Here is a 14227-nt window from a genome sequence, read left to right as displayed (position 1 = left end):
ATTCGACAAAACTAGCCAAATCTCTCAATGACTCCACTTTGCCAAAAGTGAGGATTTGCTGAACTCATAGGTTGGACTATCCTTCTTGCGGAAAAATTCGGTATAATAGCATAGACATGATAGAATATAACTACAGACTTCAAGTGGAGGTGTACATATTGACAGAAGTAACTATTTGGCTAGCCTTTCTAGCAGGCGTTGTCTCTTTTTTATCGCCATGCATTGTCCCGTTAGTTCCTGCTTACCTAGCACAGTTAACTGGAACAACGATTTCCGATAATCAAATTCATGCAACGAGAAAGCTTATTATTACGAGGAGTCTCGGGTTTATTCTCGGATTCACGATCATCTTTTTACTATTAGGAGCATCATCGACATTTATCGGTCAGTTCTTTACAAGTAACCGGCAATTATTTGAACAAGTTGGTGGCATCATTATCGTTGTTTTTGGGCTACAAATGACTGGACTGATCTCCATTCGCATGCTAATCAGTGAAAAGAAATTTTCGTCATCACCAAAAAAGTCAACTAGTTTTGGAAGCTCGGTCCTTTTCGGCTTTTTATTTGGTACAGGTTGGTCACCATGTATCGGTCTCGTCCTTGGATCGATTTTAGTGTTAGCCGGTCGATCAGATACGATGACAGAAGGAATGCTAATGCTACTTGTCTATTCGATTGGATTAGGACTTCCATTTTTACTTGTGGCGTTATTATGGTCACGTTCGCTGAATAAAATGAAGAAACTAAATAAATTGATCCCTAAAATTCAGAAAATTAGTGGTACAATTATGATTGTTTTAGGTATCTTATTATTTACTGGTCAATTTGCCGTGATTTCAGCGTATCTTGCTCGCTTTGTTCCATTCAACATATGACGCTGATGCATTTGTATAGGGGGAGAAACAATGAAAGAGCATTTATTTCAACAACTTGATTCAATCTATGAAGAGATAGTAGAGATCCGTCGGTACTTACATCAACACCCAGAACTTTCATTTGAAGAAGTAGAAACACCCGCTTACATCGCCAACTACCATCAAAAGCTCGGACATGACGTCCGCACCCAGGTCGGTGGTCGCGGTGTTGTTGCTACATTAAAGGGTGGTAAACCAGGACCTACCGTCGCTCTTCGTGCAGACTTTGATGCTTTACCTATTCAAGATGAAAAGGATGTTCCATACAAATCCAAAGTTGATGGGGTAATGCATGCCTGCGGTCACGATGGCCATACGGCAAGCTTGCTTGGACTTGCAACCGTCTTAAATCAAATGAAAGAGCAATTAGCAGGTACCGTTGTCTTTATTCATCAACATGCTGAAGAATACGCACCTGGTGGGGCGATTGAGATGATCAATGACGGATGTCTTGAAGGTGTAGATGTCATCTTCGGAACACACCTCTGGGCCACAGAACCATTAGGAAAGATTCAATACCGCGTGGGCCCGGTTATGGCAGCAGTTGACCGTTTTGAAATTGAAATCATCGGTCATGGAGGACATGGTGCAGAACCACATTTAACAAAAGATGCGATTGTCACAGCTTCACAGCTTGTCGTTCATTTGCAACAACTTGTCAGTCGTCGAGTGAACCCACTACAATCTGCGGTCTTATCAATTGGTTCATTTGACGCGCGTAATGCATTCAATGTCATCGCTAACTCTGCAAAACTAGTTGGAACTGTTCGCACGTTTGATGAATCCATTCGCGATCATTTTGAAGAAGAGATAAAAAGAGTAATAGATGGCACCTGTATTGCCAATCAAGTCACGGCTAATTACGATTACTTCCGAGGCTATCCTGCTGTTGTGAACCATGAATATGAAACGAACCAACTAGTAAAGGCAGCAAATGACGTACCCGGTGTGAATACCCTTGAAGACATGGAACCAAAAATGGGCGGTGAGGATTTTGCTTATTACCTCCAACATGTCAAAGGTTCATTTTTCTTTACAGGAGCCAAACACCCAGATTGGGACGTATCTTATCCACATCATCATCCTAAATTTGATATCGATGAACGTTCATTATTGCTTGCCGCGAAAACATTAGGTTCAGCAACGCTAGATTATTTAAAAGGTTAACAGACTCGTAGCATGTTGAACACGCACTAACCAAACAAAGACAGGAGCCCCTTTAACGAGATAGCTCCTGTCTTTGTTTGATTCTCATTCGATAACCATTCATAGCCGTTTCCCCTAGTACATCTAAAAAATGATAATTTGCTGCAGCTCCTACAATCGCTCCAAAACCTGGAACGAGTTGTAGCATTTTTACTAAATCGATATGGTCTCGATATTCTAATTGAAATGATTTCCAATCAATTTGTTCTAAATACACCTCTTTCTCTGGTAGTTGTTTCACATATTTCTCCCAATCTGAAACAATTGAAAACACCTCATGACGCTTCTCCTCACTCGAAAATGCTAGTTGAAACAAATGCAGAATATAGAGCCGTTCACGATAATCTTTCACATCAAAACCATAAATGCTGGCAACATCAAATAGAAATTTCATCTTAATCCCTAACAATAACGGAAAGTCAGCCATACCCAACAAGATCCCTCCAGCCCCAGTCCCTGCACCTTCTGCAGCTGCCGTTCGTTTATATTTAATGATCGCATTTTTGACCATTAATTCGCACTCTTGTAAGGAGTTTGTTTCCGCTGGTACTTTCTGCGTCGTATACTCAGACCCAATTAAAGTCGCATGGACCATATTTTTAATACTTGAGCTAACAAACGCATGGACCTTATCAGGAATATAACTGTTCATTTTCTTCTGAACTTTTTTCGCAAAACGACCAGCCATTGATTGGCGCTTCATCATTTTTCTTTGCCAACGCCTCATTTCCTCAAAGGCTTTCTTTTCATACTCCATCGTTGTCACCTACTTTTTTATCAAAAGTTTCAAACCCTCATTACTTCTACTAATGAGGGCTCGACATGATCTATGCGTATTTTTTTCTTCGATGCACTAGCTTATAGCCATAAAAATAACTAAAGCCGACTCCAACCACTATAAACATTATCAAATTCGTAATCGCCCCACTAGTGAGTAGCGCCACTAATGTAAGGATCACACTTTTACACAACAATAGGATAAAAACTACAAATGAGAATGATTGTTTTCTTGCCTCAAGTGGTAAGGGATATAAATCAATCCACAATTTGGTCGTATAATGGTTCCACAACGTTGACAACTGTAACCCCGACATGTACAAAAAGAGTGCAAAAATAAACAATTGCATGTAGCCACTTGGAAGTAAATAAATTAACAAACCTGCAATGAATAACAAACGAACATATATGCCTAGATAATCATTTGAACGAATAAATGATTTAAAAAATAGATATTGGAACGTTGACTGCTGTCTGAATGGAATCAAGTGAGTGAAAGCACTTAACCATGCCCGTTGTTTCACCTTTGCCTTTAAGTGTGGAACATCTGTAAATGAGTTGGCCATTCGATAGAACGACATTAACATTCGTTCTTCAACTTCAATGAGGTGCTCCCACTTCACGCTATGCATTCGTTTTAGGTGACGGTAATAAACAAGGGTTAGTGCTAACATCACAACAGCTAGCACTAGGAGATAAATCATAGGCGCTTGCTCAAATACTAACAGCGCAAAGCTAATGTTTACCGCTAGCCGTAGCCATTTATGCATCGCACGACTCCGTTCGGATTGCAGTCGCTGTTCCTCCCAACTCACTGTAATATTCCAAAACTTTACCGCTAACAGAATAAGAAGGATACCAAGAAACGAATACCGTTCTCCTGCTATTCGTTGAAAATACATCGGTGACAAGACAATCATGACGAGTACTAACGTAAACGCTTGAAACACCATCGTATAAACGATTGAAGCTCGAAAGTAACGATCAAGTTTCGCCTCTAACGGCAATAGAAAAACAATATCAGCTTGTTTAACAAACGTTCGAACAGGGCTTTTTGTTAAGAGAAAACCAATCACCAATGCGAAAAATAATACAGTTGGAAATGTATCCGGCAACCAGTCAAGAAACAGACTATAGTAATAACTTCCTAATATGATTAATATATAAATCGTAAATAAAAAACCACTATTGGCAATTAACCTTAAGTAGCGAATCGCTTCGTTCCAATAGTCCTTGACACGCTGTTTCCATAAACCAATGACATCTTCTCTCATCATTGTTCATCCTTCGTTACTTCAATATAAATATCATCCAATGTTGCCGTTGGTAAACCTAATTTGTCTCGCATTTCATTTAAGGTCCCTGTTAAAACGATCCTTCCCTGATGGAGGATCACAAAACGATCACAATAGCGTTCTGCAGTCGCGAGGATATGTGTTGACATCAGAATCCCTGCCCCTTCTTCTTTCATCGATACAATAAGATCTAAAAATGATTTGATACCGAGGGGATCTAATCCGACAATTGGTTCATCGACGATATACAGATCAGGTCGAACCAAAAACGCACATATGATCATCACTTTTTGTCTCATCCCTTTAGAAAAGTGACTCGGAAACCACTTTATCATTTTTTCCATTTTAAATTCTTTTAAGAGCTGAGACGTACGCTCCTTATATACCGTTTCATCTAAGCCATAGGCCATTGCTGTTAATTCGAGGTGCTCAGCTAAGGTCAAATCCTCATAAAGAATTGGAGTTTCTGGAATAAAACTATAATACGAACGGTATTCTTCCGGTGCTTCGAAAAACGTCTTACCGCTAATTTTAATCGAACCTGCTGTAGGTTCCATTAAGCCCAATATATGTTTAATTGTTGTACTCTTACCGGCTCCATTTAAACCAATTAGACCAACAATTTCACTTTCCTTAATTGAGAAACTCAGGTCATACAAGACTTTCTTTTGTGAGTGATACCCACCTGAAACATTATCCACTTCTAATATTTTATTCATAAGATTCTCATCCTCTACCTAATCGAAATGTACACCAATATATCTCTATAGTACCAAACTTAATCCCCTTGATACCAATAACTATTAAAATTGATCACTATAGATACCCCTTGCATAAATAAAAACAGTCCCTTCACACAAACTGTTGTAGAAACTGTTTCTTAACTATTCCTATGCTATTTTAAAATGAAAATACGTAAACACTTCTGGCATTGGTGTATCCGTTGATGGCAGAAGTGTTTACGCTCTTAAAAAAGGGATGCCCCAAAAGGTTGATTTACCTTTTTGGGACATCCTCTCAGCTTTGGTTAGTTAACCATACGGCCCTCTCCCCAAAACTCTTTGCGAATTTGAACCTTTTGAATCTTACCAGACGCTGTTTTCGGTAGCGCTTCCACAAATGAAACAACTTTAGGAGCCTTAAAGTGAGCCATTTTGCTTCTTGCAAATTCAATCACATCCGCCTCAGTTAACGATTCCCCTTCTCTGAGAACCACAACTGCAGCTGGAACTTCTCCCCACTTCTCATGTGGTGCAGCTACTACCGCAGCTTCGAGAATCGCCGGATGTTCATATAGTACACCCTCTACTTCGATGGAAGAGATGTTTTCCCCACCGCTAATAATAACGTCCTTCTTCCGGTCGACGATGTCAATATATCCTTTCTCATCAACGGTACCCATATCACCCGTATGCAACCAACCATTTCGAATCGTTTCTGCGGTTGCCTCAGGATTTTTCAAATAGCATTCCATCACACCATTGGATCGTAGCGTGATTTCACCGGTTGTTTTGCCATCATGTGGAACTTCATTGCCATCATCATCAACAACTTTTACCATCGCACCAACCATCGCATAACCAGCTTTAGCTTTTAGTCGAGCTTGTTCAGACTTTGGTAAGTCTAAATGGTGAGAGCGTACTTGTGAAGTTGTAAATAATGGCGACGTTTCCGTCATACCGTACACTTGAATAAACTCCCAACCTAGATCTTCTTCCACTCGAGTAACAAATGCTGGTGGTGGTGCAGACCCAGCGATGACAACACGTGTATCATGATCAAAGCTAAGTTGTTCCTTTTCTTTATAATAGTATTCTAGTAGCATCGTTAATACGGTTGGTGCCATATGCGCGACACTTACCTTATATTTATCAACTTTATCAAAGATCTCTTTTGCATCTACTTTACGTTGCATCACTTGAGTAGCTCCATTGGCCGTGTAATAGAATGGCGATCCCCAGCCATTGACATGGAACATCGGCAGGATATGAATGAGTGTATCTTGATCTGAAACTCGTAAATGGTGCATTGCTCCCATTGCATGTAAATAGTTGCTACGATGAGTTAACATAACCCCTTTTGGATTACCGGTTGTCCCACTCGTATAGAGAAGGCTTGCAATATCTGTTTCTTCAAGTTCTGCTCGATCAAATGCTGTCGCTGGATACCCCGCTAACCACTTGTCATAATTAACACAATCGTTGTATTCTTTTGTCGCACTGTGAATGATAATTTGTTTCACTGAGGTTAACTGATCTCGAACAGGCTCAATTAACGGATACAGTTCCTCTTCAACAAATAACACTTGACTCTCACTATGATTAAGAATAAAGACATAGTCGTCTGGCTTTAAGCGCGTATTTAATGGTGTCATCACGCCACCTAATTGAAAAACTCCATAAAAGCCTTCTAGCATTTCTAGTGTATTTGGTGCTAGGTATGCAACCTTATCACCTTTCTTTATGTTAAGCGCTTCCAAACCATGAGAAAGTTGATTCACACGGTCATTTAACTCAGAATAAGTAACTGATTTGTCCCCATCAATAACTGCAACTTTTTCTCCGTATAAACTAACAGCTCGATCAAGAAAATGTGTTAAGACTAAAGGTACATGCATATTAGTTCCCTCCTTTTGTAATTTACACACTCCATACTTTTTATCTTTTTATAATTTTCAAAAATATTATACCACAAATTTTGACAGCTGTGTTTATAAAATATGAGAATTAATTAAACTGTTTTAGTACACTTAAATACCATAAAAAGGGTAAAGTGCTAGTCCCCGGCTATCCTTGTACAATTTTCAAGGTAAATATGCTATGATGAAATATATTCCATTTTTAAAAAGGTAGGGTGATATTAGATGTCAGCAGATCAAGATTGCATTTTCTGCAAAATTACCAAAGGAGAAATCCCTTCTGCTAAAGTATATGAAGACGAGCATGTATTAGCCTTTATTGATATTAGTCAAGTGACAAAAGGACATACATTAGTCATCCCAAAAGTTCATCAAAAAGATATTTTTGAATTGTCACCTGACGTTGCTAGCCACCTCTACTCCGTTGTGCCTAAAATTGCAAATGCAATAAAAAAACAATTTAACCCGATTGGTTTAAATACCGTTAACAATAACGGAGAAGCAGCGGGGCAAACCGTATTCCATTACCACTTACATTTACTTCCACGTTACGGTGAAGGAGATGGCTTCGGTGCCGTGTGGAAAGACCATAGCAAAGATTATTCACCCGAAGATTTACAGCAACTAGCCAATCAAATTTCAGAAGGAATTGAATAAGCGTTGTTTAGGGGCTGTCCGATAAAGAGTAACCATCCGCTCTCACTTATGAAGTGGTGACTGTTACCTTACTGTTGGACTCCCTTTTTTCGTCTACATCTAATCTTTCTCTTTTAAAAGCAACAAATTTTCAAATAATCTAAAAAACAATAGAAAATTATATGCCGAACATGTTACGATATGAGTAAACTATCCACATCAATGAGTTAATGAATTAAAGGAGTGAAGAGATATGGAACGTGCTTATAATTTTAATGCTGGACCTACTGCGTTGCCTGTCGACGTATTAAAAAAGGCTCAAGCAGAATTAGTAAACTTTCAAAATACAGGCATGTCTGTTATGGAATTAAGTCACCGCAGTAAAGAATACGAAGCAGTTCATAACAAAGCCCAATCATTACTTCGGGAATTATTACAAATCCCTGACAACTATGAAGTATTATTGTTACAAGGTGGGGCAAGTACTCAATTTACGATGATTCCGATGAACTTCCTGAGCGATGGTCAACAAGGAAATTATGTGCTTACAGGCTCTTGGTCTGAAAAAGCATTAAAAGAAGGTAAGCTATTAGGAGCAACTACGATCGGAGCAAGTAGTAAGGAGAGCGGTTATACGTTCATTCCAGCGCCTAACGATATCACGATTAATGATAATGATGCCTATTTACATATAACATCCAATAATACGATTTACGGTACACAATGGCAAGAGTTTCCGAGCTTCGGTGACACGAATGTGATTGCCGACATGTCCAGCGATATTTTAAGTCGTCCATTACCTGTGAACAACTTTTCAATGATTTATGCTGGTGCTCAAAAAAACCTTGGTCCATCTGGGGTTACTGTAGTCATTTTGCGCAAAGATTTGATGGAAAAAACTCCTGAAAATGTGCCAACGATGCTACGGTATGATACACACGCTGGCAAAAACTCGTTATATAACACACCACCAACATTTGGAATATATATGCTTGCGAATGTACTTGAATGGGTAAAAGAACAAGGTGGTACATCAGGAATTGAAGCGAGAAATATTGAAAAAGCAAACATGATTTATGATGTGATTGATGAGAGCAACGGCTTTTATAAGGGACATGCAGAGAAAAACAGCAGATCACTTATGAATATAACCTTTAATTTACCAAGCGAAGAATTAAATCAAGAGTTCCTTGCAAAAGCAAAAGAAAAAGGGTTTGTTGGGCTCAATGGCCACCGCTCGGTTGGTGGATGTCGTGCTTCTACATACAATGCGGTAACGCCTGAAGCTTGTGAAGCATTAAGACAATTTATGATTGAATTCAAGAATCAAAAATAAGACAGCTTTTACCAAAGCACCTTCAGACTATGTGACTAGTCAGAGGTGCTTTGTTTTAAACACCTATTAGGGTTATAAGTGTTTAAACAGCACAACAGCAACAGTCAACGTCGTTAATCCTAATAAACCAAGGCGAATACTATAATTCCTCCACTTTTTACTATGTTCTTGTGAGACTTTTCTAAATTGTAGAAGCGTGTGGATCATTCCATAAATGAACAATACAGAAGCAGCAAACAATCCAAATACAACGCCAAACATACACAAGCCTCCTTTACGCTGCTAATGAAGGTGTACAAATCACTATACCGGCGAAATGTTAACGGGTGAATGGATACCGGTTACAAATCGTTTAATGTAATATTTATGAAGAATTTCTTTAGATAGAACTATGAAAAGCTCTACTCGCTGTCTAGCGACGACACGGACTGACATAGCGGAAAGTGAATTGGCTTTATAACTGAAGGTCCAAACTCAACGTTCCAATCTCGTATAGTAAAAATTTTTAACATAAAAATTTTAGATATAGACACAACGACCAGAAGGGTGATGCACAATGAAAACCAAATCATTCATAGCCGGTATAGTAGCTGGCGGGGTTATCGGGAGTGTAGCAACGCTACTGACAACACCACTTCCTGGAAAAGAGTTACGCCACTCAGTGAAGGTTAACTATAACACCACTAAAGATAACCTGTTAACAGCAAAGCAAGAAGGCATTGCACTAAAAAGTCAGTTTCAACAGACATGGAACGAAGGAGTCAATAAGATGAAAGCGACCGCTTCAGAAATGAAAGACTCTGTTGATGATTGGAAGGATGATATTAAACCACATCTCCATCAATTGCAAAAAGAAATCGATGAGCTTCAAAAAACAATCGATGAAACGAAAAGAACACCAAAAAAAGAACATGACGAAAAACTTTAGCGAAAAAATAATGAATTTTTTGAAAAAATAATCAAAGACCCTTTATTATTCACCTATTTCTTGTCATAATATAAAGAAAATATCGTAAACAAATATTTTTTATTGGGGGGAGTACGATGGATAGTCATGAACCTTATTCTACAAAACAATCAATTATCTTTAGCCACAAAGTCGCTCAGTTAAGTAAAGCTTTATGGAAATCTGTTGAAAAAGATTGGCAAGCATGGATTAAACCGTACGATTTAAACATTAATGAACATCATATTTTATGGATTACGTATCACCTGGAAGGAGCATCGATTTCTGATATCGCGAAGTTCGGAGTGATGCACGTGTCCACTGCCTTTAATTTTTCAAAGAAGCTTGAGGAACGAGGGTTTTTAACGTTCTCCAAAAGAGAAAATGACAAGCGGAATACGTACGTATATCTTACTGATCATGGAGAGGAACTACTACTACAAACTCTTGATAACTACAATCCTAGTAATCATAGTGTTTATAGTGGCGCACTTCCAATTAAAGAACTATACGGAAAATTTCCAGAGTTTTCTGAGTTAATGAGCATTATCCGACACGTATATGGCAATGACTTTATGACTATTTTTGAGAAGTCGTTAGAGAAATTTGAACATGACTTTGACGAGGAGGATGGACGACTTACACCCATTTCAAATAAAGAACTAGAAACAAGCTGAGTATAGAAGATGCCCTATTCCCTCACTCTCATTCGTAATTGTCTATCTCTTCGATCAAACTCCGTAACCGCAACATTAATGGTTGGTAATACCCTTGTTTATAGAGGGCTTGAATCGTTACTTCTGGATTCAGTTTTACATTTAACATACCTACAAAATGGATGAGGAGCGAAGTGTAGTTCAACAAACCTGAATCTCTTTGCTCCTCTAATTGTTGATTAAGATGTTCACAAAGAGCGTAGACCTCCTCTACCTCTTCTTCTGTCAAATCGTTTTCAACCATTAAATAATAAAAGGGGAAACGCTCTTTATCCACCATCTCAACGAAGATCCTTTTGTAATATTCTAACCGCCCTACCCGCTCTTCAATTGTTTCCATTCCTCTTCACCTACCCTTATACCCTATCTCAGGTCTTTTCGAATCAATAACCGATTCATCCGAGCCTCTAATTCAATGATTGAAAATGGTTTCGTTACATAGTCATCCGCACCCATATTTAACGCTTGTGCGATGTCTTCATAAGAGTCATTACCGGTAAGCATGATAATAGCCGTATCTTTAAATTGAACGTCCTCCCTTAGCTTCTGTAAAGCCTGAAACCCGTCAAGTTTGGGCATCCACCCATCTAATAATATCAGTTGTGGCTGCTCACTAACGGCAATCGATAATGCTTCTTCACCATTTGTCGCAAGTAATAGTTCCCAATTTCCTTTTGCTAGTTGCTTGAATAATTTTGTCCGCATCAATTTATCATCATCGGCAATCAGTATTTTATATTTATGATTTTTGGCTTGCATTCCTTCATGATATACGAGCACCTGATTCCTTCCCGCCTTTTTGGCCTCATATAAAGCGATATCTGCATCGTTTAAGAGTTCAGTTGGTGTCATGACTTCAAGTTGCTCGTTTTTGATTTCAACAATTCCGCAACTAAATGTTTGCGTGATGTCGACATCGTCTGAAACAGCAATCTTTTGCTTACTAAATATTTCTCTCAACTGGTTTAATTGCTTTTCCGCTGTTTTGCTATCAATTCCAGGGAATAACAGGATAAATTCTTCACCACCATAGCGGGCAAACACATCTTGTTCACGAACATGCGACTGCATAAACCGAGCAAATGTCTTAAGCACTTCGTCTCCTACTGTGTGACCATATGTATCATTTACCCGTTTGAAGAAGTCGAGGTCGATAATTGCAATCGTCGACTCCTCCTGCTTACTATTCTCTTGTTTGTACAGTGACTCCAGCTGCTCTAAGAAGAATCTACGCGTATAAGCACCGGTTAATTCATCAATATATACTTGTTGTTTCATACGCTCATTCCTAGCAATGATTCTCTGTACACTTAGTAGTAAAGGGTCTAGCTCTATTTGCTTTACAAATGTATCATCAGCAAGAATCTTTTTACTATCGACTTGTGTTTGAATCACTTCATCATTGTAAATGATCACAATTGGTAGCAAGCTGTGTGTCATGACTTCACTCAAGTCCGATAGAAAATCAGCTCCATTGGTATCATAGATTTCATAGTTTATAACAAGACAATCAAACGACTTGTCTAACACTTTTCTCAATGCATCTGTACCATTATTTGCTTTTTCAACCATAAAGCCCGCTTCACTCAAAATGGCTGCCACACGGTTCAAAAACAAAAGATCACTATCGACAATTAACATCGACTTAGGTCCACCTTGCCTATGGTCTTCCCTCAGTGCTTCAATTAACGTTTGGTCATGTACTTTCGGTAATCTTTTCTGTATATCATGTGTGTGTCGAACCTGTTCTAATAATTCTTCCAATGCGATGACAACCAGCCTTTTCATATAGAAAGGAATCATTTCATTAGCATCGCCCATCTTTTCAACAAGTGAGGCAATATGCGTAAATTCCGTTAACCCTAAAATCTTTGCTTCTGACTTCAGCTCAGATACCTCTTTCAAAATCATTTGTTCAACATTTGAATCAACGGGACGCAGGGACTTGGCTACTTTTAATAAATCGTCTAATCGATTTCTTGCATTCAATTTAAATACTTGCTCTTTCGTTTCATTACTTATTTCCTTTTTCATTTAAAAATTCCTCCAATAGCCAGCTTATTCCCTTTATCATTCATCATTTACATCTCACGCAAACTTCATTAGTGTCGAAAAAATTTTAAATTTAATATTTTTTGTCATAGGTATTGATTTATAACCAAATACATCGTAAATTAGTCAAATAGATTGAAGGAGGTGCGATTACATATGAATTGCTGGAAATCAATTAATATATCTCGTGATTATGGGTTTTTATGGCTAACAATGCTTTCTATTAGTGCTATCATACTATATTTTTTATTTTCTTACTTAGTGCTGAGCACGTTGTTTCCAGCAACGCACTTGGTAGAGTACGGATTTTTCCCTTTTCTCATGGGTCTATTATTAGTTGGTCCGATTCACCAACTTTTACATTGCTTACCCTTGTGGCTGACAGGCAATCGCATACATTTTAAAGTCCGTCGTCAGCGAAGACAAGTGCCAATCATTAATCGTAATGTTGAGAAAGTGATCTCTCGAAAACTTTTTCTAGTATCACTTCTTGCACCGGCTATCTCCGTTACTATTTTTTGCATGTTTGCTTCTTATTTCATGCCACAATTCGTACATTATCTATCAATCTTTTCGGCGCTAAATATTGGTTTAAGTGTTTATGATTTCATTTACGCGAAACAATTATTACAAGCACCAAAAGATTGCCTGATTGAAGACCATGAGGACGGTTTCCATATATTGATAAGGAAAGCGGCATAAATATAGATGGCTACACATATAACTAGGTATGACAAACATGAAATGTCATACCTAGTAGGAATCTAGCTATTGTCGCATCATAAATTCTATGATGTTGTTTTCTAAATCAAATTGACGAACACCGAATGTAAAACCTCCAAATTCAAGCTCTGATACTGCCAGACGAACAAGCCTTTGATCTGGATAAACCGTAACCAACTTCGGTAACTCAACATGACGATCTATCATTTGTAGGACTTGTTCACCTGGCAAAGGAAGATTGCCAACCTGAACGGACTGTTGCTGTAAGAGCAAATCACCATTTGGTGCAACCTCAGGAACAAACGTAACTTCAGCTTTTGTCGTACGCCATAATATTGTTAAGTACGTTTCAAATAAAATTTGGTTTTCGGTGATTTCTACATAAAAGTCCAACGTCTCTTGCTCATTACTTGCAAGCTCTGATTTTATCCATTGGTTGATTTGTTCACGATTCGTTGAAACTGTGAAAGCAACTTCACTGTCCTGATCTATAAAGTGAATGGGTGATGTCTGTTCTACTTCTGGAAATAGCTGATTGAAGATGATAAAAACACCAACAACGAACATAACGATCAATGAAAGCAATGTTAGGCACGCATACTTCCACCATTTACTAATATCCTCTTTCACGAAACACGTCTCTCTCCTATCATCTGTGACTTCCTTGCTTCTACCTTTATCGTACTATGAACTTCCAACCTGTTACTAGCTTTTTTCTTATTTAAAAAACTATCTTTTTCACTAAACTTTTGATAAAGTTAATGAAGGAGATATGACGAATTGGAGGCAATAACATGCTTTTCTTTTTTATATTTTTTGCTTTATTTATCTTATTTATGATCAACTCAATGACAAACGCTCTCTGTTTACAAAAAGAAATTCCTGAAGAAAGACAACCTAAAGTATTTCGCACAATAAATGTACTAATGACTATCCTATTGACGTCTACTTACGTAAAAATCCTATTTACGTAACTAAATAAATACCA

16 protein-coding genes are annotated in these 14227 nt (G+C 38.2%); 8 read left to right on the top strand and 8 right to left on the bottom strand.

Going from position 1 to position 14227, the window contains the following annotated elements:
* Positions 1-158 precede the first annotated feature (158 nt).
* Both KH400_RS02510 and KH400_RS02505 read left to right on the top strand, forming a co-directional pair.
* Positions 159-875 carry a cytochrome c biogenesis CcdA family protein gene (locus KH400_RS02510; RefSeq protein ID WP_217221624.1) on the top strand — a complete coding sequence of 239 codons (717 nt, stop codon included), beginning with the start codon at positions 159-161 and terminating at the stop codon, positions 873-875.
* A 30-nt stretch (positions 876-905) separates the two neighbouring features.
* The gene (locus KH400_RS02505) at positions 906-2081 is read left to right on the top strand and encodes a M20 family metallopeptidase (RefSeq protein ID WP_246589242.1); all 1176 of its coding nucleotides are present in this window, start codon (positions 906-908) and stop codon (positions 2079-2081) included.
* Between the two features lie 52 nt (positions 2082-2133).
* Here KH400_RS02505 and KH400_RS02500 read toward each other — a convergent pair whose 3' ends face one another.
* The 4 genes from KH400_RS02500 to KH400_RS02485 all read right to left on the bottom strand — a co-directional run bounded on the left by KH400_RS02500 (position 2134) and on the right by KH400_RS02485 (position 6809).
* Positions 2134-2877 carry an EcsC family protein gene (locus KH400_RS02500; protein WP_217221623.1) on the bottom strand — a complete coding sequence of 248 codons (744 nt, stop codon included), beginning with the start codon at positions 2875-2877 and terminating at the stop codon, positions 2134-2136.
* Between the two features lie 70 nt (positions 2878-2947).
* Positions 2948-4174, bottom strand: a complete 1227-nt coding sequence (locus tag KH400_RS02495) for an ABC transporter permease (protein ID WP_246589240.1) — start codon at positions 4172-4174, stop codon at positions 2948-2950.
* Entirely contained in the window at positions 4171-4911 is a 741-nt protein-coding gene (locus KH400_RS02490; protein ID WP_217221622.1) for an ABC transporter ATP-binding protein, read from the bottom strand. The genes KH400_RS02495 and KH400_RS02490 overlap by 4 nt, the downstream gene beginning before the upstream one ends.
* Before the next feature lie 308 nt (positions 4912-5219).
* Entirely contained in the window at positions 5220-6809 is a 1590-nt protein-coding gene (locus KH400_RS02485) for a long-chain-fatty-acid--CoA ligase (RefSeq protein ID WP_217221621.1), read from the bottom strand.
* 246 nt (positions 6810-7055) lie between these two features.
* On the opposite strand from KH400_RS02485, the gene KH400_RS02480 reads away from it, so the two are divergent.
* Together KH400_RS02480 and serC are read left to right on the top strand one after the other, a co-directional pair.
* Positions 7056-7487 carry an HIT family protein gene (locus KH400_RS02480; protein ID WP_217221620.1) on the top strand — a complete coding sequence of 144 codons (432 nt, stop codon included), beginning with the start codon at positions 7056-7058 and terminating at the stop codon, positions 7485-7487.
* 232 nt (positions 7488-7719) lie between these two features.
* Positions 7720-8802, top strand: a complete 1083-nt coding sequence (gene serC / locus KH400_RS02475; RefSeq protein ID WP_217221619.1) for a 3-phosphoserine/phosphohydroxythreonine transaminase — start codon at positions 7720-7722, stop codon at positions 8800-8802.
* A gap of 72 nt (positions 8803-8874) precedes the next feature.
* Here the strand turns inward: serC and KH400_RS02470 are convergent, their stop codons facing one another.
* Positions 8875-9063 carry a hypothetical protein gene (locus KH400_RS02470; protein WP_217221618.1) on the bottom strand — a complete coding sequence of 63 codons (189 nt, stop codon included), beginning with the start codon at positions 9061-9063 and terminating at the stop codon, positions 8875-8877.
* A 295-nt stretch (positions 9064-9358) separates the two neighbouring features.
* Here KH400_RS02470 and KH400_RS02465 point away from each other — a divergent pair, with 295 nt between their 5' ends.
* A complete protein-coding gene (locus tag KH400_RS02465) occupies positions 9359-9730 on the top strand; it encodes a YtxH domain-containing protein (protein WP_217221617.1) in 372 nt (123 codons plus the stop codon).
* A 116-nt stretch (positions 9731-9846) separates the two neighbouring features.
* Positions 9847-10425 (top strand): HTH-type transcriptional regulator Hpr, encoded by a 579-nt coding sequence (locus KH400_RS02460; RefSeq protein ID WP_217221616.1) that lies wholly within the window; start codon positions 9847-9849, stop codon positions 10423-10425.
* 28 nt (positions 10426-10453) lie between these two features.
* On the opposite strand, the gene KH400_RS02455 is transcribed toward KH400_RS02460, so the two are convergent.
* Together KH400_RS02455 and KH400_RS02450 are read right to left on the bottom strand one after the other, a co-directional pair.
* Positions 10454-10804 (bottom strand): DUF1878 family protein, encoded by a 351-nt coding sequence (locus KH400_RS02455; RefSeq protein ID WP_217221615.1) that lies wholly within the window; start codon positions 10802-10804, stop codon positions 10454-10456.
* A 23-nt stretch (positions 10805-10827) separates the two neighbouring features.
* Positions 10828-12498: a diguanylate cyclase gene (locus tag KH400_RS02450; RefSeq protein WP_217221614.1), complete on the bottom strand. Its 1671-nt coding sequence runs from the start codon at positions 12496-12498 to the stop codon at positions 10828-10830.
* 174 nt (positions 12499-12672) lie between these two features.
* On the opposite strand from KH400_RS02450, the gene KH400_RS02445 reads away from it, so the two are divergent.
* Entirely contained in the window at positions 12673-13218 is a 546-nt protein-coding gene (locus KH400_RS02445) for a DUF3267 domain-containing protein (RefSeq protein ID WP_217221613.1), read from the top strand.
* Between the two features lie 66 nt (positions 13219-13284).
* Here the strand turns inward: KH400_RS02445 and KH400_RS02440 are convergent, their stop codons facing one another.
* The gene (locus KH400_RS02440; protein WP_217221612.1) at positions 13285-13869 is read right to left on the bottom strand and encodes a YpmS family protein; all 585 of its coding nucleotides are present in this window, start codon (positions 13867-13869) and stop codon (positions 13285-13287) included.
* A 164-nt stretch (positions 13870-14033) separates the two neighbouring features.
* Between KH400_RS02440 and KH400_RS23925 the strand changes: the two genes are divergently transcribed.
* Entirely contained in the window at positions 14034-14213 is a 180-nt protein-coding gene (locus KH400_RS23925; RefSeq protein WP_246589238.1) for a hypothetical protein, read from the top strand.
* Positions 14214-14227 lie beyond the last annotated feature (14 nt).

The organism is Desertibacillus haloalkaliphilus (assembly GCF_019039105.1).
In the GTDB taxonomy this organism is placed as follows: domain Bacteria; phylum Bacillota; class Bacilli; order Bacillales; family KJ1-10-99; genus Desertibacillus; species Desertibacillus haloalkaliphilus.
The sequence above is the reverse complement of the archived record's forward strand: the minus strand, read 5'-3'. Positions and strand labels throughout refer to the sequence as shown.

Coding starts and splice junctions, on each gene's coding strand:
- KH400_RS02465 (WP_217221617.1), top strand. CDS start 9,359: ATGAAAACCAAATCATTCATAGCCGGTATAGTAGCTGGCGGGGTTATC.
- KH400_RS02445 (WP_217221613.1), top strand. CDS start 12,673: ATGAATTGCTGGAAATCAATTAATATATCTCGTGATTATGGGTTTTTA.
- KH400_RS02505 (WP_246589242.1), top strand. CDS start 906: ATGAAAGAGCATTTATTTCAACAACTTGATTCAATCTATGAAGAGATA.
- KH400_RS02470 (WP_217221618.1), bottom strand. CDS start 9,063: ATGTTTGGCGTTGTATTTGGATTGTTTGCTGCTTCTGTATTGTTCATT.
- KH400_RS02485 (WP_217221621.1), bottom strand. CDS start 6,809: ATGCATGTACCTTTAGTCTTAACACATTTTCTTGATCGAGCTGTTAGT.
- serC (WP_217221619.1), top strand. CDS start 7,720: ATGGAACGTGCTTATAATTTTAATGCTGGACCTACTGCGTTGCCTGTC.
- KH400_RS02490 (WP_217221622.1), bottom strand. CDS start 4,911: ATGAATAAAATATTAGAAGTGGATAATGTTTCAGGTGGGTATCACTCA.
- KH400_RS02480 (WP_217221620.1), top strand. CDS start 7,056: ATGTCAGCAGATCAAGATTGCATTTTCTGCAAAATTACCAAAGGAGAA.
- KH400_RS02450 (WP_217221614.1), bottom strand. CDS start 12,498: ATGAAAAAGGAAATAAGTAATGAAACGAAAGAGCAAGTATTTAAATTG.
- KH400_RS02495 (WP_246589240.1), bottom strand. CDS start 4,174: ATGATGAGAGAAGATGTCATTGGTTTATGGAAACAGCGTGTCAAGGAC.
- KH400_RS02500 (WP_217221623.1), bottom strand. CDS start 2,877: ATGGAGTATGAAAAGAAAGCCTTTGAGGAAATGAGGCGTTGGCAAAGA.
- KH400_RS02460 (WP_217221616.1), top strand. CDS start 9,847: ATGGATAGTCATGAACCTTATTCTACAAAACAATCAATTATCTTTAGC.
- KH400_RS02455 (WP_217221615.1), bottom strand. CDS start 10,804: ATGGAAACAATTGAAGAGCGGGTAGGGCGGTTAGAATATTACAAAAGG.
- KH400_RS23925 (WP_246589238.1), top strand. CDS start 14,034: ATGCTTTTCTTTTTTATATTTTTTGCTTTATTTATCTTATTTATGATC.